General features: G+C 63.9%; 22 protein-coding genes and 1 tRNA gene. 7 read left to right on the forward strand and 16 right to left on the reverse strand.

Annotated elements, in window-relative coordinates; genetic code table 11:
- Positions 1-29: 29 nt before the first annotated feature.
- Together JQ604_RS37670 and JQ604_RS37675 are read right to left on the reverse strand one after the other, a co-directional pair.
- The gene (locus JQ604_RS37670) at positions 30-1454 is read right to left on the reverse strand and encodes a caspase family protein (protein ID WP_212365803.1); all 1425 of its coding nucleotides are present in this window, start codon (positions 1452-1454) and stop codon (positions 30-32) included.
- Between the two features lie 138 nt (positions 1455-1592).
- Positions 1593-2468, reverse strand: a complete 876-nt coding sequence (locus JQ604_RS37675; RefSeq protein ID WP_212365804.1) for a DMT family transporter — start codon at positions 2466-2468, stop codon at positions 1593-1595.
- Positions 2469-2635: 167 nt separating this feature from the next.
- Between JQ604_RS37675 and JQ604_RS37680 the strand changes: the two genes are divergently transcribed.
- Together JQ604_RS37680 and JQ604_RS37685 are read left to right on the forward strand one after the other, a co-directional pair.
- Positions 2636-3031, forward strand: a complete 396-nt coding sequence (locus JQ604_RS37680) for a RidA family protein (protein ID WP_212365805.1) — start codon at positions 2636-2638, stop codon at positions 3029-3031.
- Positions 3032-3043: 12 nt separating this feature from the next.
- Positions 3044-3250, forward strand: coding sequence for a hypothetical protein (locus JQ604_RS37685; protein WP_212365806.1), 207 nt, complete (start codon positions 3044-3046; stop codon positions 3248-3250).
- Positions 3251-3318: 68 nt separating this feature from the next.
- On the opposite strand, the gene JQ604_RS37690 is transcribed toward JQ604_RS37685, so the two are convergent.
- The 9 genes from JQ604_RS37690 to JQ604_RS37725 form a co-directional block, all read right to left on the reverse strand.
- Positions 3319-3696, reverse strand: coding sequence for a hypothetical protein (locus JQ604_RS37690; protein ID WP_433996327.1), 378 nt, complete (start codon positions 3694-3696; stop codon positions 3319-3321).
- A 139-nt stretch (positions 3697-3835) separates the two neighbouring features.
- Complete coding sequence (locus JQ604_RS37695) at positions 3836-4192, reverse strand: hypothetical protein (protein WP_249159244.1); 357 nt, start codon at positions 4190-4192, stop codon at positions 3836-3838.
- Positions 4193-4398: 206 nt separating this feature from the next.
- Positions 4399-4998 (reverse strand): formyltransferase family protein, encoded by a 600-nt coding sequence (locus tag JQ604_RS37700; protein WP_212365808.1) that lies wholly within the window; start codon positions 4996-4998, stop codon positions 4399-4401.
- A 121-nt stretch (positions 4999-5119) separates the two neighbouring features.
- A complete protein-coding gene (locus JQ604_RS37705; protein ID WP_212365809.1) occupies positions 5120-6406 on the reverse strand; it encodes a hemolysin family protein in 1287 nt (428 codons plus the stop codon).
- 229 nt (positions 6407-6635) lie between these two features.
- Positions 6636-6884 (reverse strand): hypothetical protein, encoded by a 249-nt coding sequence (locus tag JQ604_RS37710; RefSeq protein WP_212365810.1) that lies wholly within the window; start codon positions 6882-6884, stop codon positions 6636-6638.
- 143 nt (positions 6885-7027) lie between these two features.
- Complete coding sequence (locus JQ604_RS37715; protein ID WP_212365811.1) at positions 7028-7231, reverse strand: hypothetical protein; 204 nt, start codon at positions 7229-7231, stop codon at positions 7028-7030.
- Between the two features lie 169 nt (positions 7232-7400).
- Positions 7401-7718 (reverse strand): hypothetical protein, encoded by a 318-nt coding sequence (locus tag JQ604_RS37720; RefSeq protein WP_249159247.1) that lies wholly within the window; start codon positions 7716-7718, stop codon positions 7401-7403.
- An 83-nt stretch (positions 7719-7801) separates the two neighbouring features.
- A complete protein-coding gene (locus JQ604_RS41945; protein WP_283818053.1) occupies positions 7802-7927 on the reverse strand; it encodes a hypothetical protein in 126 nt (41 codons plus the stop codon).
- A gap of 173 nt (positions 7928-8100) precedes the next feature.
- Entirely contained in the window at positions 8101-8370 is a 270-nt protein-coding gene (locus JQ604_RS37725) for a hypothetical protein (RefSeq protein ID WP_212365812.1), read from the reverse strand.
- A 498-nt stretch (positions 8371-8868) separates the two neighbouring features.
- Between JQ604_RS37725 and JQ604_RS37730 the strand changes: the two genes are divergently transcribed.
- The 3 genes from JQ604_RS37730 (at position 8869) to JQ604_RS37740 (ending at position 10727) form a co-directional block, all read left to right on the forward strand.
- Entirely contained in the window at positions 8869-9060 is a 192-nt protein-coding gene (locus JQ604_RS37730; protein ID WP_212365813.1) for a hypothetical protein, read from the forward strand.
- Between the two features lie 133 nt (positions 9061-9193).
- Positions 9194-10045: a 3-hydroxybutyryl-CoA dehydrogenase gene (locus tag JQ604_RS37735; protein ID WP_212365814.1), complete on the forward strand. Its 852-nt coding sequence runs from the start codon at positions 9194-9196 to the stop codon at positions 10043-10045.
- Between the two features lie 520 nt (positions 10046-10565).
- Positions 10566-10727, forward strand: a complete 162-nt coding sequence (locus JQ604_RS37740) for a hypothetical protein (RefSeq protein ID WP_212365815.1) — start codon at positions 10566-10568, stop codon at positions 10725-10727.
- A gap of 12 nt (positions 10728-10739) precedes the next feature.
- Here JQ604_RS37740 and JQ604_RS37745 read toward each other — a convergent pair whose 3' ends face one another.
- The 3 genes from JQ604_RS37745 to JQ604_RS37755 form a co-directional block, all read right to left on the reverse strand.
- The gene (locus JQ604_RS37745; protein ID WP_212365816.1) at positions 10740-11006 is read right to left on the reverse strand and encodes a hypothetical protein; all 267 of its coding nucleotides are present in this window, start codon (positions 11004-11006) and stop codon (positions 10740-10742) included.
- Between the two features lie 171 nt (positions 11007-11177).
- Positions 11178-11459, reverse strand: a complete 282-nt coding sequence (locus JQ604_RS37750; protein ID WP_212365817.1) for a hypothetical protein — start codon at positions 11457-11459, stop codon at positions 11178-11180.
- Between the two features lie 98 nt (positions 11460-11557).
- Positions 11558-12778 (reverse strand): ABC transporter substrate-binding protein, encoded by a 1221-nt coding sequence (locus tag JQ604_RS37755; RefSeq protein WP_212365818.1) that lies wholly within the window; start codon positions 12776-12778, stop codon positions 11558-11560.
- A gap of 665 nt (positions 12779-13443) precedes the next feature.
- Between JQ604_RS37755 and JQ604_RS37760 the strand changes: the two genes are divergently transcribed.
- Entirely contained in the window at positions 13444-14073 is a 630-nt protein-coding gene (locus tag JQ604_RS37760; protein ID WP_433996328.1) for an outer membrane protein, read from the forward strand.
- A gap of 469 nt (positions 14074-14542) precedes the next feature.
- Positions 14543-14743 (forward strand): Blp family class II bacteriocin, encoded by a 201-nt coding sequence (locus JQ604_RS37765; RefSeq protein WP_212365819.1) that lies wholly within the window; start codon positions 14543-14545, stop codon positions 14741-14743.
- 616 nt (positions 14744-15359) lie between these two features.
- On the opposite strand, the gene JQ604_RS37770 is transcribed toward JQ604_RS37765, so the two are convergent.
- Positions 15360-15435, reverse strand: a tRNA-Lys gene (locus JQ604_RS37770).
- A gap of 224 nt (positions 15436-15659) precedes the next feature.
- Positions 15660-18533 carry a glycosyltransferase gene (locus tag JQ604_RS37775; protein WP_212365820.1) on the reverse strand — a complete coding sequence of 958 codons (2874 nt, stop codon included), beginning with the start codon at positions 18531-18533 and terminating at the stop codon, positions 15660-15662.
- Positions 18534-18705: the final 172 nt, after the last annotated feature.

Consider the following 18705-nt stretch of genomic DNA (forward strand, 5'->3'; position numbering starts at 1 on the left):
GGGCTTTTGATTTGGATCGCGTGAACCGTTCAGCGGCGGAACATGCCGCCCATCATGCCGCCGACGACACCTCCGACGAACGCTGCGCCGGCGTCGCCACCGCCGCGATGACCGCCACCACCGCCGCCGCCACCACCACTGGTGCGCCGGCGGGCCGGCTTGTCGGACTCCTCGCCGGAGCTGGCCGAGGTCGTGGCGACGATTTCCGTCAGCAGCGCCTTGTGCTGCAGCTTGTTGAGATAGCCGCTCTTCGGATAGCCGCGCGCGGCCTGCCAGCGCGAGATCACGGCGCGGGTGGAGTCGTCGAACTTGCCGGTGACCTTGGTGTCGAAGCCGAGGCCGGTGAGGCGGCGCTGCACGTCGCGGCGCTGGCCCTTGTCGAGGCCAATCTGGTCTTCGGTGACCTGGTTGGCTTCGTCCTTGAACGTCGCGGGATCGATGCCGGTGGTGAGGTTGCGCGTCGCGGTGCTCTGCGCGGCGCTGCCGCTTTCCAGCGAGGCGATGCGCGCCAGCGCCAGCGGCTTGAACTGGCCGTTCGGGTAGCTCGTGAGATAGGCCTTCAGCTCCTCCGGCTTGTTGGAGTCCTTGATCGAGCGCCAGAACTCCAGCTCGACGTCGGATGCCCCGCCGCCTGCAGGCGCGGTCGGCGCGACGGCGGCGACTGCGATGCTGGCGCCTGCCGCCGGCGCGCCGTTCAGATACACCGCGCCGATCAGATTGGTGTGGCCCCACGGCAGCTGGCCCTTGCTGGTCTCCTCGTTGACCTGGGCGCGCACCATCGTCATGGCCTGCTGGATCTCGACGCCGGGCTGGGTGATGTTGGCGATGAGCGCGCGGGTGAACGGGCTGTTGGCGCCTTCCTTGCCGTCCAGTGCGGTCTGGCCCGGGCCCGTCGCAAACGCGATCAGCGTGCCTTCGCCGGACTTCATCTCGGCAAGGCCGGTCTGCACGTTGACGCTGCGGGTTGCCGAGTTCGACTTGATCTTGGCGGCGAAGGGATTGTCGCGGCAGGCGTCGAGGAACACCAGCTTGACCTTGGCGTCGCTCATGGTCTGGTCGAGCGTGAGGTCGATGTTGATGGCGGCGCCGAGCTTGACGTCCATCTCGGATTTGATGTCGGCGTCGATCGGAAGCAGATAGTTGGTGCCGCTGACGGCGATGCCGTGGCCGGCGTAGTAGAACACCGCGACATCGGCGCCTTGCGCCTTGCGGCCGAAGTCGAGCAGCTTCTCCGTCATCTTGTCGCGGGTGAGGTTACTGCCTTCGACCACATCGAAGCCGACATTGCGCAGCGTCGCGGCCATCGCGTTGGCATCGATGGTCGGGTTGGGCAGCGGCGTAACATTCTTGTAGGCGCCGTTGCCGACCACGAAGGCCACACGCTTGTCGGCGTAGGCGGAGGTCGCACTCAGCGCAATGCAGATCAGGGACGCAAGGAGGGTGAGACTGCGCATCTGAAATTCCCCCGGCAGAATCGAAATAATCGTCGAATACAAACTGCCGCGCAGGTTACACGAAAACGCCGCGCCGCGTGCAGCAAAAATTCGCCGCAACCCCAGCCGCCTCGGACTACCGCTTCGGTTGATGCCTGATCAGGTTCCAGCGCGGGCGGGAGCCGCGCCTGATCGCAAATTCAGGAGATTGCCGGTCAGGATCATCGCCGCACCGAGCACGGTGAACGCATCCAGCCGCTCCGAATAAAGCAGCCAGCCGAGTGCGGCGGTGAGGGGAACCCGCAGGAAATCCATTGGCAGCACGACGGTGGCATCGGCATAGAGCATGGCGCGCGCCATGCAGTAGTGCGAGAAAGTGCCGCAGCCGGCGATGACAGTCATCCAGCCCCAGACCTGGAGCGACGGCCACGTCCAGACATAGAGCGCCGGCAGCAGGCTGACCGCGCCCTGGACGGCCAGCATCCAGAAGATGATGGTCAGCGTCTGTTCGGTCCGCGTCAGCGATTTCATCACCGCGATCGAGATGCCGAAGCCGACGGCGGCGGCGAGCGCGATCAGCTGACCGATATTGATCGCGCCGGTCGCCGGCCGCACGATCACGATGACGCCGACCAGGCCGAGCACGATCGCCGTGATCTTCCACACCGTCATGCGCTCGCCGAGGAAGCTTGCGGCGATGATCGCCGTCCAGATCGGCATCGTGAACTCGATCGCGACGACCTGGCCGATCGGGATCAGCGTCAGCGCATAGAACCAGCCGATCTGCGCCGTGCAGTGGATCAGGTTGCGCACGATGTGCAGATGCACACGTGCCGTCTTCAGATGCGCGAAGCCGCCGTTCATCCGGATCAGCGGATACAGCAGGATCAGGCTGAGCACCGCGCGGACTTCCATCAGCTGGAAGACATTGACCGCGCGCGTCGCCTCGCGCGCGGCCACGGTCACGATCAGCATCAGCGCGAGCCAGCCTGCCATCCAGGCGGCAGCCCGGCCTATCGAGGGTGTGCGATCCATCAGCCTGGGAGAGTCAACGACGCGGGAGGGCCGGTATCGGTGAGTTGGCCTCGGATTGCAACGTGCAATTCTGCCAATGCAGTGCTGCGCGGGCGGCGCGATCGGTGCTAAGCAGGGACAAAAATCACCCAGAAAAACACTGCGTCACCTGGAAGGAGGGACTGCTCATGCGTGTCTTGCAACCGGCCGAATGGTCGAAACCCCGCGGCTTTTCGCACGGGGTCAGCTTCAACGGCCCGGGCCAATGGATCGTGCTGGCCGGCCAGACCGGGGGCGACGAGAAGGGCCAGTATGCGCCCGACATGGCAGCCCAGGTCGGCACCGCGCTGAAGCGGATCATCAAGCTGCTGGGTGAAGCGGGCGCGGGGCCTGAGCACATCGTCCGTCTGACCTGGTACCTGACCAGCCGCAGCGAGTATGAGGCGGCTGGCCCTGGAATCGGCGCGGTGTGGAAGGAGACGCTCGGCCGCAACTTCCCGCCCTCGACGCTGCTCTACATCGACGGCCTGGTCGATGCGCGTGCCAAGGTCGAGATCGAAGTCACCGCATTCATTCCTGCTTAAGAGGACACCATCATGACCGACAATCTCCGGAAGGTTCCCGATTTCCTCACCGGCTTCGCCACCGGCTGGCCCGAGCAGCAGCCTGATCTGATGGTGATCTCGATGACGACCGAGAAGGGCGTGCACGACTTCGCCGTCAACAAGGAGCAGGCGCTGCTGATCGCGCGCACGATTCAGCAGACCGCGGAAAAGCTCGCGACCAAGCCGCCCACGAGCTGACGCGCAGATACAGGCCAACAAAAAAGCCCTCAGGCGCGGCCTGAGGGCTTTTCGTTGCGGAGAACCGCTTACTTCGTCAGCGAGATGTTGGCGGCGCGGAACACACTGTCGGCGTGCATCGCGACCGTCTGCTTGTTGCCGGTGGTCTTCAGACTGATGTTGGCGTTGAAGCCGGCCGTCGCGGCCACGACCTGGAAGTTGCCACCACCGCCGCGGCCCTGCAGGCTGCCGCTGATGTTGCGGCTGGTCTCGCTCCAGGTGCCGGCGACATTGCCACCTTCGGCCTGGGTGTTGGCGCGCAGGTTGAATTTGTAGGCGTCGCTGGCGCAGGTCAGGCTCATCTCCATCACCGGGCCGGAGACCTGATAGGTCGCGCGGCAGCGGATGCGTTCGCTCGAGCCGTCGTCCAGCGTGACGGTGCCGCCGCCCGACCAGGTGCCTTGCATGCCGGCATAGGGGCCGCCCGCCTGGGCGTGGCTCGCCGTGGTGCTGCCAGCCACCACGAAAAACGCGACGGCCGCGAATGCGGGCCGCCGCGCTTTGGCGAACAGAGCTGAAATCGTCTTTAACCTGAAGATCTTGGACTTACTGACGGGAAGCTTCCCATCGACCGCTGCACGGTACGCCAGCTGATGCCCCATTCCACTTCCCCGATCCGGAGTTGCCACTGAGTTGACCGGCGGCATATGCACCATTGATCGAGACTCGCACAAGTCCCCCGCTGCCGACGGTGCCTGCGACACCGCCGCCGCCCGTGATCTTGCCTTCGGAGACGGTGACGGTGGACTTGGTGGACGCATCGCAACTGCCGCTCTTTGTGACGACGGTCACTTGCCACAGGCCATCATAGGGTTGCTGCGCGGAAACGGGCGCCGCGGCGAGGGTGACGGCAGCGGTGGCAAAGGACGCGAGAAAAAGGTTGCGGATGCGGGTCGGACGCATGGATCAAATCCCCGTAATTTGTGTGATGACGCAGCTTATCCCGGCACAATGTGACGAAAATTTGCTGCGTCGCAAGAACCCCGGAAAGTTCCTGTGGGCTCAAACACTTCATAGTGAATCTGGTTCCGGCCAAGGAACAAAAAATCGAGCTTGACTCGACTCGCGTCGGCGGTAACCAGATGTGGCCGATCCGGCCCTAATTCCTCCTAATGCTTACTGGCGCCGAAGCTCGGCGCCTTGGTTGCAAACTCCTCATCCTGCGGCTCGGAAGGCAAGGTCTTGTGGGTCTTGGCGTGGTCGATGACCTGGGCGAGCAGCCGCAGGCCGAGCGGCGCCAGCGCACGCTCCCACAGCTCGCGTGCCGTCTCGCCTTTCTTGACGAACACCCAGTCCTGGGCGGCGATCGCGCCGGCATCCATGCGCTCGGCGAGGTGGTAGATGGTGCCGCCGGCGATCGGATCGCCTTCCTTGATGGTCCATTCTACCGCCGCCATGCCACGGTGCCGGGGCAAGAGCGACGGGTGGTAGCCGATGCCGCCGAGCCGGCTCGCCGCCAAGGCTTCCTGGCTGACGCGGGCATGGCTGTGGGCGGTCACGATCAGCTCGGTGCCGGGCGCGATCTCGGAGGCCGTCACGAGCTTCGGATCAGCCTGAACCACAACCGCGATGCCGGCCGCTCTCGCTGCCGCCGCCAGTCGGTCCTCGCCGTCATGGACCACGATCCGGGCGATCTCGATGCCGTGGTCGCGGAGCATGTTGAAGGTCGTCACGCCAAAATGGCGGGAGCCGACGAGGGTGATTTTCATGGGATCAGTTCCGACAGTTTCTACGGGAGGCCACGAATGCGGATAGCACACCGGGGCGGGCAGGGCTGGCGTCCTGCCCGTTATCAACAGGACGCCGGGACCGCAACCTCAGTCCCCAGCCTCACTCGGCAGCCTTGCTCGCCAGCACCTTGTCGATCCGCCGGCCATCGAGATCGACGATCTCGAACTGCCAGCCATTCGCGGCGATCTTCTCGCCGACATCAGGGATGGTGCCGAACTCCTGCAGCAGGAAGCCGGCGCAGGTCTGGTAGGGCCGAGGCGACGGCAGCGTGATGCCGAGCAGTTCGGCGAAGTCCAGCGCGGGCATCCAGCCCGAGATCAGATAGGAGCCGTCATCGCGCCGGACATAGGCCGGCTCGGCCGGGCCTTCCTCGGTGTGGAAGGCGCCGACGATGGCCTCCAGGATATCGGCGCTGGTGACGACACCCTGGAAGGTGCCGTACTCGTCATGCACCAGCCCGATATGCACGGCGGAGTCGCGCAGGATCGCGACGACGTCGCGGGCGTCGACGGCCTCCGGAATGATCGGCGCATCGCGGGTCAGCGCGCGGATGTCGGGTGTCTCGCCGGTGAGATAGACGTCGAGCACGTCCTTGGCCTGCACGATGCCGAGCGCATGCTCGCGGTTGCCGTCGAACACCACGCAGCGCGAGTGGGCGCTCTTCTTCAAGCCGCTCAGGATCTCGGCCGGGGAATCGGCGAGGTCGATCTGGCTGACCTCGTGGCGCGGCGTCATCACGGCGCCGACCGGCAGGTCGCCGAGCCGCATCACGCCCGCGATCATCTCCTTCTCGCCGGGCTCGAGCACGCCGGCATTCTCGGCCTCGACCACCAGCGTCTTGATCTCGTCCTCGCTGACGCGGTCGGTCGCATCCTCGCGATGGCCGAGCAGGAACAGCAGCACCTTGCCGGAGCGGTCGAGCAGCCACACCAGCGGCAGCGACGCCTTCGCCATGACGGTCATCGCCGGCGCGGCCCTGACCGCGATCGCCTCGGGATCACGCAGCGCGATCTGCTTCGGCACCAGCTCGCCGACGATCAGCGAGGCGTAGGTGATGATGGTGACGACAAGACCGACGCCGAGCGCATCGGCAAAGGTCTGCGACAGCCCGAGCTCGAGCAGCCATTGGGTCAGCCGCTGGCCGAGCGTGGCGCCGGAGAACGCGCCCGAGAGCACGCCGATCAGGGTGATGCCGATCTGCACGGTGGAGAGGAACTTGCCGGGATCGGACGCCAGCGCCAGCGCGCGCCGCGAGCCGCTGACGCCTTTCTCGACCAGGGCCGCCAGCCGCGCCGGGCGCGAGGAGACGATGGCGAGCTCCGACATCGATAGCAGGCCGTTGATCACGATCAGCACCGTGACGATCGCAAGTTCCAGATAGAGCACGGGGGATCCCATTGTTCGGCGGCATCTGCCGCGTCAACCGGCCCCATATAAGCGCGCCGGCACCATCATGCTGTGCCCTGTCGGATGCTTGGGGACAAGAGGCGCTGCGGATGACCCGCATGCGCGAACGATCGCGGCATCGCGGCGCGCTAAAGCGGGTTGAAATTGAGATCGTGCTCGCGGATGGCAGGAAGCCGGTGTCGGCGAGCAAACAACGCGCGCCTGCCGCTCAGCGCCAAGCCAGCAGGCGCAACTCGGGCTTCTCGAAGGTCCTGGCCGGCATGGCCGTCGGCCCCCCGGAACGCGCGGAGGCGGCCTGCAGATGCGCGCGCAAATCGGCGCTGCATTGCTTCATCTGGCTGCGGAGCTCGCGGCGGGAGAGGGTGGTCATCGCGGGGTCGCTGAGTTGCACCCAGGCGTTGCGCAGCCATTCCTGCAAGGCGCGAATATTCTGATCCAAGACTTCAGGCTGGGTCATGCCGCCGGAATCTCATTGTGTGATCAGTATCGAAGTAAGGCTGATTCGCCCGCGTTCTCCTAGCGCGATGTTGACCGCTGATTGCGGCGGTCAGCGCGGCAGGCGCAACCTTTGGCGGTCAGGAAGGCCGCTGGATGCGCCGATCACTCGATGTTGTCGGGGCGTGCGCGCAGGAAATCCATCGCGACCGGGAGTGCGAGGAAAACCGCAGCGACCATCGAGAGATGACGGAGTTGCGGGATCGAGAGACCGAGTCCGTTCAGCGCGAGATAATCGAGCATGATCGCGGCATAGGCCGCGACGCAAATCGCGACGATGAGTCCTGCGAGATCGATCCTGCTGTCCATGGCGGCACCGTGTTCTTACGGAACCGGTGTAGCGTGGATCAGCGCCGCCTCGCTGTGATCTGCTTCACGCTTCCAGAACTCCATTCCGATTGAATCGGAACGGAGCTCTGGATTTATTTTGACGCGTTTTCTTCACGCGAACGGGTCCCCCCTTCGCTCGGAAACGCCTTTATTCGACGACCGCGCAGGCGTAGCTGCGCGGCACGACGCGCGCCGCGGTGTAGCGATAATAGGGGCGGTAGGCGAAGTCGAGATAGGCGGCCGGCGGCTCGCGATAGAGCGCGCCGTGATAGAAATTCTGCACCGGACCGGCGCTGCAGCGGTAGGGGATGACGACGTAAGGGAGCGGCGCGCCGACGCCGATCTCAGGCGGAATGACGGGGACGAGCTGGCGGCTCTGCGCAGGAGATGTCGCGGTGAATGCTGCTGAAGCGAAGGTGGCGAAGGCCAGGATGCATCGCAGAGCCAGGACACATCGCCGAGCCAAGGCGGATCTCATCGGCAGACCTCATCGACAGGCGGAACGGCTGTGACGCGAGGCTGCCAGCAATCGGCGCGGCGGTCGAGAGGCTACTTGCGGCTCGGCAGGCTGACCGGAACGTGCGGCGAGGTACTCACCACGCGCGGGCTGCCGTCCGGATGGGTTTGGGTCTTGAGCAATGTCTCGAGAACGAGAATGAATTTTTCGGCAAGCATGGGCGTAGCCCTCGTCGGTTGTTATGCAAATCCGTCGACCGGCCCCGCAAAAAATTCAATCAACTAAACGAGAGCCGATGCAGGACGTATGCTGCAGCGCAAGCGTGCCGCCGACAATCCGGCAGACTACTGCCAGCTGCCCCGATCCGTCGCGCGCGACGATCTGAATGCGCTCAGTGAAAATGCTGCTCGGACGGACGAGGCTGCAGGGCGGGGCTGGCCATGGCCGACGGATGCCTGCCCTTGGAACAGTGGTTCTGGGAGAATCCGGCGAAGCGCCAGAAGGTCACCGGCGCCGTGTTGTGGCAATGCTCGCAGATCAGCGGCTCATCGTCGATGAGATAGCGGCCGCGCCGATACGTCTCCGCCGAGGCCACTTCCTTGCAGCTCGGGCAGACCAACGCGAGCTTGGCGATCTTCCATCGCCGCAATAGTTGAAACACCGCTTTGTCCCCAGCGTGTTCTTCACATTTCCGCGCAGCAACACTAGCGATTCCCGGGCTCGCTCGGAAGTAGCAAAACGCCGCAACGATTCGAGTTCCAATGGAACCTGGCGGACACGGGTCACAGCAATAGAAGGTAGTCTGTTGCCGACGCGCCGATGTCCGCTGAGCGTTATCGGGCGGCGGCTCGCATCTCGGCGAGGCGAGCCTTGCAGTATTCCCGGTACAGCAGGTTGATGATCGCTGACATGACCGAACTCCGTCGGTTGCATCCGGGATCGGACGCTAGCGACGGCGCGTTGCTGCGAGATGTCGCGACACCCACGATCCGGTTTCGGCGCGGGGGTATTTTGGCTTCGTCCGCCAACAGGCGACGAAACCGCTTCACGCGTTCGCGAGCGGGGGCGAGGTAGTTAGCGAAACCCTAACGGACGGGGCGCGCCGCTCCGATAGGTTCATACGGTTCCTTCAATGCCACGGCACTAGGATCGGGCTGCTATGGACGACGATCGAGACATCGAAGAACGCATCACGAAATCGCTCCGCCGCAGCTACGGACGCTTTGCGGCCTGGGTCGTACGCCTCAATCGGATGCTGGAACCCGCCCGTCTCGCAGAGCCGACCCGGACCGAGACCCCGCCACGGATCCCCGTGGTGGCCCGCCAGCCGCTCCCGCCACGGCCGGACTGATCCGTCCCATCCCGGAACTCCCCGTATCGGCGGCCGGACGCGGCTGCTATGCATGCGCCATCGGCGGCCCCTTGAGGGCCCGCTTTGGACGGATGCGGCCCCTCGGGCCCTCGCGACGGGAAGGACAGAACCAATGATTGAGACGGTTGGCATCATCGGCGCCGGCACCATGGGCAACGGCATCGCCCAGGTCTGCGCGGCGGCGGGGCTCAGCGTGACCATGGTCGACATCAACGAGGCCGCAGTGGCGCGCGGGATGAAGACGATCGGAGGCAGCCTCGAGCGCCTCGTGGCGAAGGACAAGATGACCGCCGCGGACCGCGACGCTGCGCTCGGGCGCATCACCGCGACGTCGGACAAAGGCAAGCTCGCAGCCTGCGATCTCGTGATCGAGGCCGCGACCGAGAACGAGGAGTTGAAGGTCAAGATCCTGAAGGACCTCTGCGCGACCTTGAAGCCGAGCGGCCTGGTCGCCACCAACACGTCCTCGATCTCGATCACCAAGCTTGCGGCCGCGACCGATCGCCCTGATCGTTTCATCGGCATGCACTTCTTCAACCCGGTGCCGGTGATGGCGTTGCTGGAGCTGATCCGCGGCCTGCAGACCTCGGACGATACCGTGGCCAAGGCCGAAGCCTTCGCCAAGCGCGTCGGCAAGGTCGCGATCACGGCGAAGAACAGCCCGGGCTTTGCTGTGAACCGCATCCTGTGCCCGATGATCAACGAGGCGATATTCGCGCTGCAGGAAGGGATCGCGACCGCCGAGGAGATCGACGCCGGCATGAAGCTCGGCTGCAATCATCCGATCGGCCCGCTCGCGCTCGCCGACCTGATCGGGCTCGACACCATGCTGTCGGTGATGGAGGTGTTTCTCAACGGCTTCAACGATCCGAAGTATCGCCCGGCGCCGCTGTTGAAGGAGATGGTCGATGCCGGCCATCTCGGCCGCAAGACCGGGCAGGGCTTTTACAGCTACGCCAAGTGATGCACGCCGCGTGATGCGTGCGTGCTGCACGACATGCGGCACGCACCGTAGTCATCCGGATGGATCGCGCGCGCGGTTTCGCGTATCACGCGCGGCATAGACATCACGTGAGCCGCGCCGCAAGGGGCGGGGGACGACAGACACGAGGCCCGGTCTCCTAGGCACACCGGGCCTCGTGTTTTTTGTGCGTCTGTCTGGCGCGCTCGTGCGCCGCCGCTTCAGTCAAATCCCGACAGCCGGCCCACATGGGAACTCGCTTCGCCGCTGCGTCAATGCGCCGCCGCGCTTTCCCTCACAGCTTCTTGAGGCCGCCGCGGGAAACCTCGCGAATGCTGCGTCCGTAACTAGATCGGAAGATGAATTCCTGGTCTGGACGCGAATCGCTCAAATCAATGATGTCGCGCGGCGACGGCGCCAATTTCGTTCCAGATCGGCCGAAAACCCCGTGTTTGTGCGGAATGCCTTGGCACGATGTTCGCATCTTCCAGGCGTATCCTTGCCGATTCCCAATGGAGACCCGATGGGCGAGATTATCAGATTTATTCCGAAGTCCGAGCTGGAGCGAGCACGGCTCATTCGCGAGGCGCGCGCCAACTACGAACGGATTTTTCCGTCGGATCATACGGGCGTCGAACAACCGGATCATGGAAGTGGCGCAGGCAAGGGGCCGTCCGACGCCTAGGCGAACAGTGCGCTAGAGAAAATCGCGCAGCCGCGCCAACTCGGCGATGTGCTCCGGTGACAGCACCGCCGTCACCAAAGGCGGCTGCGCCTCCGTATGGATCTCGTAGAGATGGCGCGTCGAGGCGGGCTTGGCCATGAATGCCTTGACGCATTCGTCGAGCGTGTCGGCGATCACGATATAGGCGATACGGTCTTCCCGCCGCTGATTGTTGAGCGACGGCCATTTGCGCAGCGTGGCTTTCGCATCGAACTTGATGTGAGGAGTATCGTTCGCCATCGCCTGCCCAGACCATCCACATGCCGGTCGCATCATCGGCGCCGACGGGACGGTATGATGTTGCAACTGACGACTCACTAACCTCGATTCATAGGACGCCGCGCCGCGCACCACAACGGCACGCGGTTGATGATTTCAGATATTTCGACCTGACCGTGTGTGCGGTCGAATTCAGGCCGCCACGGCCGAGCGCTGCTCCTGCAGCAGCGCCAGACGCTCCTGCAGCGAGGCAAGCGTGGCCTTGAGGTTGTCGCGCCGCGCGCTGAGCGAGTGCGCCAGCATCGTGTAGCGCGGGTCTGTCGGGCTCGAGACGCCCGACCGTTCCTCTTCCGCCGCGATATCGGCCTCGAGCAGCGCAAGCCGGCGCGTCAGATCGTGCAGCATGGTGCCGATGACAATGGCCTCGCGCGCCGCAACGGCGCCTTGAATCCCGTATTGGGACTGCCGGTTCATATTGGTCCCTCCGCAATGTCCTGGTTCGGAACGCTCCGATGCGTCCGATGATGAATGCAGAGATGACAGCAAGAGGGATGCCAACCGGCTGGCATCAGCTATTTTCGGCTCGCGTCAGCGAAGGCGGTCTCGAGCACGTCACCGATCGGCTGCCAGGTCCGGCCGTCAAACTGCACCAGCCGCAGCTGCTCGATGGGGCGAAAATCCTGCGGGCCGGTGTTGATCCTGATGTCAGGCAACAGGGCGGAGCCCTGGTAGTCGAGCGACGCGGCCTGCTTCATGACGTTGTCGCGCGACAGATCGTTGCCGCATTGCCTGAGCACCTGGACCAGCGCTTCGGCGGCCGCATAACCATACATCGCGGCGCCTTCGTCGGTGCCTCCCATCCTGGTGTATTTGTCGAGGAAGGTCGTCCAGTCCTTGCCGGTTCGCTCGCTTTTCCACGCCGGATCGCTCGCGTCCTTCAGGAAGGCCGCCGTCATGACGCCGGAGGCGCTGTCGGAGCCCGCCGGCTTCAGCACGGTGGCGATCGATGACGCCATCTGGTTGACGATGAACACGGGATGCCAATCGTGCTCGGCCGCGATCCGGATGACCTTCGCGGCATTTTCCGGCACGCCGGCAAACACGAACACCTCGGCGCCCGATCGCTTCAGGATCGACATGTGTCCGTCCAGATGCCGATCGGCGACGTCATAGGCGATGTCGACCCGGATATTACGGGCGACGTCGCCGAGCCCTTGCTCGAGCCCCTTGAACAGCTCCCGGCCAAAATTGTCGTTCTGCCAGAGCGCGACGATTTTCTTCCCCGGGTAGTTCGCCTGGATGTAGTTGGCATAGATGCGGCCCTCGTCCTGGAACGAGGGCTGCCAGCCCATGGTCCATGGATATTTCGACGGCTCGCTGAATTGCTGATCACCCGAGGCGAGGAAAAGCTGGGGGATTTTCCGCTCGTTGAGATATGGCCGCACCGCCAGATTGCCGGGCGTTCCGAACGAGCCGAACATCAGCAGCACATTGTCGATCTCGACCAGGATGCGCGCGAGGTCCATCGCGTTGGCCGGGTCTGACAGATCGTCATAGGACAAGAAACGGATCTTGCGGCCGTTGACGCCACCGCGCTCGTTGACCATCTCGAAATAGGCGGCTTCCGCCTTGCCGATCTGGCCGAACACCTCCAGCGGCCCGGTGTAGGGCATGAGATTGCCGATGCGGATTTCGGTGTCGGTGACGCCCTGGTCGCGCACCTTCTGTGTGATCGCGCCAATTGAGATGATCGCAACGATGATGGCGAGGAGAGACCGGCCGAATGAGGTCATCGCAAGCACCCGCGGCTTCTACGTGCGTAGTTCTCGTCTCCCTTCAGCCCGCTGCTTGACCTAGATCAACCCGGTGTCAATTTCGCGGCTGCGGACCTCGCGCCAAGGCTCGGTGTGACGACCATCATTCGCATCATCCTTCCCGGGTCCCTCCGCGATGTCGGGCAGGGCTTGGCGCGCTCGGTCGCTCCTCTTCGACGCGACCATGTGGCCGAGATTTTCAGCGCGATGGGCGAGCCCGTGGACAGTCAGGTCGATTGGTCTGTTGGAGACCTTGCTCGAAGTGATCGAGACGCGTGGACGAGGCCCGGGCGTCTGGACAGGCAACCCTCGAAAGCCGGGGGAACGGCCGTGCACGTTTCCGGATTGTGTCGCTTTTCGGGCTAATGTTGCGATTTCGACACATCCCTGCGACAAGTTGTCCGATATGACTGCTACCGTGCTTTGGGGAGTCGGCGCTCCTTTTTGATGAATTTGTGAAATTTATGGGGGATTTTATTGTGAAGAAGTTTGCACTCGTATTGACCGCCTTCGCAGCATTCGCAGGACAGGCCACTGCGGCCGATTTGGCGCCCCGCTACACCAAGGCTCCGCCGGCGCCGGTTGCGGTCTAAAACTGGACCGGCTGCTACATCGGCGGCAACGTCGGCGGTGCATGGCACAGCATCAACCAGAACACGAACCGTCGGACCGACGGTACGGTCCTCGACCCCGTGCTCGATTTCGGCTCGGCCGATAGCGGCGGTGACTTCATCGGCGGCGGTCAGATCGGTTGCGACTACCAATTCGGTGGGAACTGGGTCGTTGGCGTTCAGGGCATGTTCGACTTTGGCAACACCAACAGCCGCAACAACCTGCCGCCCGATGCCCGTCTCGCTGCGCTCGGCACACCTTACCAAACCACCCGCACCCGCGACCTCTACACTGTGACAGGTCGCCTCGGCTATCTCTTCACCCCGGCGTTGCTCGGTTACGTGAAAGGCGGCGGTGCCTGGACCGACACGAACACGCAGGTTTACGGCACTCTGCCGTTTCTCTTCCTGTCGGAATCGGCGAATTCTTCTCGCCAAGGTTGGACCATTGGTGGCGGCCTCGAATATATGTTCGCCAAGGGCTGGTCGGTGTTCGGCGAATACAATTATGCCGACTTCGGCCGCAAGGACATCGTCTTCACCGCTGGTCCGGGCACGCTCGGCGCCCCGAATATCGTCTCGACCCGTCTGAACATGCAAACCGCGCTAGTTGGCGTGAACTACAAGTTCAATTGGGCCAGCCCGGTTGTCGCAAAATACTAAGACACCCATTGATTGCCCATCAAAAGCCCCGACCTGTCGGGGCTTTTTTTCATGGCTGTCGCAGTCGTCGAGCGAACGCTAAAGCGCGATGAGATCATCGCGCTTTTAGTTCTTTGTTTGCGCATGATCTTTTCGGAAAACCGCTTCACACTTTTCCGGATCATGCTTTAGCGAACAGCGGAGCGTCGAGCAGGAATGGCAGCTCACGTGGCCCGCCGGCGGCGCTGCCGCATGATCGACGATGGCGCCGCCCGTGCCGCGAGCGTCGCGAGGGATTCCTGGCTGGGCGCGCAGCAGCCGAGCACTGGTCGATCTGCTTCATCCGCAAAGGTTCAATCACGCCGCGGCCTGCGTGACGCCGGTCACTGCGAGACACGGCACGCCAAAGCATGCTGCAGCCTGGTTGCGGGATGGTCCCGCACCATCAATCACAGGAGAACTGGGAATGACACCTATGAATGATGATGCAATGACCTCTGAGCTTTCCTTCGACGAACTCGATGCGGTGGCCGGCGGCTTCAGTTGGCGAGGCCTCCTGGAGGCGGTCCTTGGCGGAGTCGCTTCGGGTGCCGCAGGTGGCGCGGCAGCCGGTGGCGTCGGCGTCGGGCCGGGCGCCGTTGGCGGCGGCCTCATCGGCGGTCTCGGATACCTCCTCCACGAGATTTTCTGATCGCGTGGTGTGACCAAAGCGGAACTCCTGGGTCGCCGGACTCAGGAGTTTCGTATTGGTGGCGGAAGACTACAGACATCGTGGCTCGCGCCGGCGCCGACCACCCTGCGGTCCCGGGAAAAGACGCCGCCGGTTTCAAAAGGACACACCCGGCGGCGTTCATTCCTGAACTGGGACGCTGAAATCCCCAGCATGACGTGACTTGCACGGGCTATGCCAAAGGCCGTTAGGAGGCCTGACGGCACGTCGTGACAACAAACGCGGCCTTGCTGCATTGCCACTCGCTACCGAGCGCGACGCTCGAGATCGGATGTGGGGCGGCCATCGCCAACAGAACGGCGGCGACGGCCAGTAAATTCACGACCACCAGCATGCGTGCTTTACGAGTCCATCCCGAGCCCATCATAGCCGTCGCTCCTGTTGAACAATCGGATGCTAGGCCCGGTTTGTTTCCGGCCGGCTTCACCGTTTTTGGAAAATGGTTTCGTCGCGAGACGGGCGGGAACAAATTGGCGAAGAGCGGTACTTGGGTCTGTCGCGCTTCACAGCGCCCGTTCAACCGCGAGCGCGAGCACTCTCACGCGACGAAGAGCCAGCAGCCCGTATTGAAATTGCTTGGTGAGCGCGGAGGGACTCGAACCCTCGACCCCATGATTAAAAGTCACGTGCTCTACCGCCTGAGCTACGCGCTCACTCACCTGAGCATTGCGGCCCGAAAGTTGCGGGCCAAGGCCGCGTCGGTCCGGATCATGCTCCAGCCCGCGCTGTGTAGGGGGCAGGGCCCATCGGGTCAATAGCCGAGGGCGAGGCATTTGCAGCGCCGGACGCTTTCGAATTCCCTTTGCACAGCTGGTGGTTAGCGGTGCTTCTTCACATCAGGCGGATCGCGCCGTCCAGAACCCGGCGGCCCCCGAACTCAGCCCTCCCGGCGGATTTCCGATGTCACCGGCTGCGAGGGGGCTGCGACCGAGGGCAGGCTGACCGGGCGCAGCCCGATCAGTTCCGCGGTGCGAATCGCGCTGTTGCGCCAGAAGGCGAACTCGTTGATGCGCGAATTCTCCAGGATCGCGATCGCGACCGCCGAGAGGAACGGCAGGCTTTCGAGCACCAGCACGCCGGCGAAGATGTAGATCTCGCGGACCTGCTTGAAGCCGTTCATGGTGATCAGGACCGCGGCGCCGACCAGCAGCAGCACGCCGATCACGGCTTCCCAGAACGCCTGGAATTCGATCGACATCCGCGACAGGCCGCCTTTGGAGGTACGCGCGAAGGCGAGGTGCTCGGTGATCAGGCCCTGCGCCACCGCGCGCGACACTGTCCATTGCACGCTCATCGCCGCGATCATGGCCCCTAACATCTGGCCGGCCTTGACGTTGACGCGCAGGCGATAGAGCGCGACGAAATGCACCAGCGAGACGACGAACGAGGCGATGATCGGCAGCGTCAGGATCTTGTCGGGGATCGCGATGTCGGCAAACGCGACGATCGGCACCCAGATCAGATTGAGGATCGCCACCACGACGCCGAGGCTTTCTGCGCCGAGCCAGTTCAGCCAGCCCAGCGAGAATTCGCGGCGCTGGTCCGGCGTCAGCCGGCTCGCGCCGGGCAGGAAGCGCCGCCAGTGTTTCTTGACGATCTGGAAGCCGCCATAGGCCCAGCGGTGACGCTGCTTCTTGAAGGCCTCATAGGTGTCGGGCAGCATGCCCTCGCCATAGCGCACGTTGGTGTAGTGCGTGAGCCAGCCCTGCTGCTGGATGGTCAGCCCGAGGTCGGTATCCTCGCAGATGGTGTCACTGGACCAGCCGCCGGCCATGTCCATCGCGGCGCGGCGGATCAGGCACATCGTGCCGTGCACGATGATCGCATTGGCCTCGTTGCGCTGGACCATGCCGATGTCGAAGAAGCCGGCATATTCGCCGTTCATGATGTAGTGCATCAGCGAGCGGTCGCCGTCGCGGTGCTCCTGCGGCGCCTGCACGAGTCCCACGCGCGGGTCGGCGAAGGCCGGCACCAGATCCTTCAGCCAGTCCGGATGCACGCAATAGTCGGCGTCGATGATGCCGATGATCTCGGCATCAACAGCGGTCCGCTCCATCGCAATCCGCAGCGCGCCGGCCTTGAAACCCTGCACCTTCTCGGCATTGATGAACTTGAAGCGCTCGCCGAGCATGCGGCAGTGATCCTGGATCGGCTGCCAGAACGCCGGATCGGGCGTGTTGTTGATGATGCAGACGCATTCGAAATTCGGATAGTCGAGCCGCGCCACGGCATCGAGCGTCTGCTTCAGCATCTCGACCGGCTCGTAATAGGCGGGGATGTGGATCGAGACCTTGGGGAAGGCGAGGTTCTCGCCGATCGTGGCGGGCGCGAGCGATGCGCTCTTGGTGATCAGCCGGCGCGGGCCGCGGCCGAACGCCACCGCTGCGATCTCCTCGATCCGCGCCATCGCGATGAGGACAAGCGGAACAAGCAGCACGAGACCGAGGGTGAGCGCGAAGGCCGAGCCCCAGAGGAAGTAGTGCGTGGTCCAATAGGCGAACACGGTCGCGACCCAGGCGCCGACGCCGTTGGCGGCCGCCGACAGCACGAAGGCCTGCATCGCGGTCGGCCGGTCGAGCCGCAGGATCGGCAGCGACATGAACAGGCCGACGAGCACGGCGATCGCGGCGAGTTTCCAGTAGTCGGGATTCACGACCGGACCGGTCCAGGCGAATTTGGCCTCGCGGTCGGCGTTGAGGATGCCCCAGTAGGGACCGACGCCGCCTTCGAAGAACTTCCAGGGCTGATCGATCGCCTCGACGATGTTGTAGTCCATGCCGATGGCGTCGGCCCGGGTGACGAAATTCCTGAGCACGGTCGCCTGCTCGAACGGACCGGGCTCGGCGTTGCGCAGATTGTAGCCCTGGCTCGGCCAGCCGAATTCGGCGATCACGATGCGCTTGCCGGGGAACAGGTCACGCAGCAGGTTGAAGCGATCGACGGCCTGGTCGACCGCCTGCTTGTCGGTGAAGTTTTCCCAATAGGGCAGCACGTGGGCCGCGATGAAGTCCGCGGAACTGACGAGTTGCGGATGGTCGCGCCAGATGTTCCAGATTTCACCTGTCGTGACGGGAACGTTGACCGATTTCTTGACCTGCTGGATCAGCCGGATCAGGCGATGCACGTTGTTCTCGGCAACCGCCCATTTCGACGCCTCGGCGCGCTTCTCCTCGGGCTGCGCTTCTGCGTCACGAAGCCGGTCCGCTTCCTCACGAAGGATGCGCGGCGATTCCTCGCGAACGAAGCGCGCAACCTCTTCGAGATAGCGATCGCGGTCTTCGGGAGTCATCTTCGCCTTGGGCTGCGGTCCGAGATTCTCGATCGGAACCTGCTCGCCGCGGAAGATGGTTTCGTTGCCGATGACGATGCCGACGACGTTGCTGTTGCGTCGGGCAAGGTCGATCGCGGCCGCGATCTCCCTGGCGTTGCGATCCTTGTCGGTGTCGATCCAGGCGCCGATCGTGACCTTCATGCCGAACTCTGCGGCGATCGGCGGCACCAGCTCGCCGCCTTCCGTCGACGAATACATGCGGACCGCCCGCGTCATCGTCGACAGCTTCTTCAGGTCGGTGCGGATCTTCTCGGAATCACCGGCGGGGTCGACGACAATGTGCGCCTTCTCGAACGGCGCGTAGGACAGGCTCGGCAGCATGCCACGGAACTCGGGAGCCGCCTGCTTCTCCTGAAGCAGACCCCAAAGCGCGGCATGAATGGATGTGACGAGCAACAGGACGGCGACGACAGCGCGCATCGCGGTTAAACCATACGGGGCTTCAGATTTCAGAGAAAGCGAACCCGTCCCCTAGGTTCGACCGACATCGCGGCAGAGGTCAGGATAGCTCTGCCGCACGATTTCACAACTGCCATGACCGGGTGGTTTTTTAAGGGCGCAAGCTCTTCCGGCCGCTAAAAAAATCCGGTCG

It is taken from the genome of Bradyrhizobium jicamae (genome assembly GCF_018130695.1).
GTDB classification, from domain to species: domain Bacteria; phylum Pseudomonadota; class Alphaproteobacteria; order Rhizobiales; family Xanthobacteraceae; genus Bradyrhizobium; species Bradyrhizobium jicamae_B.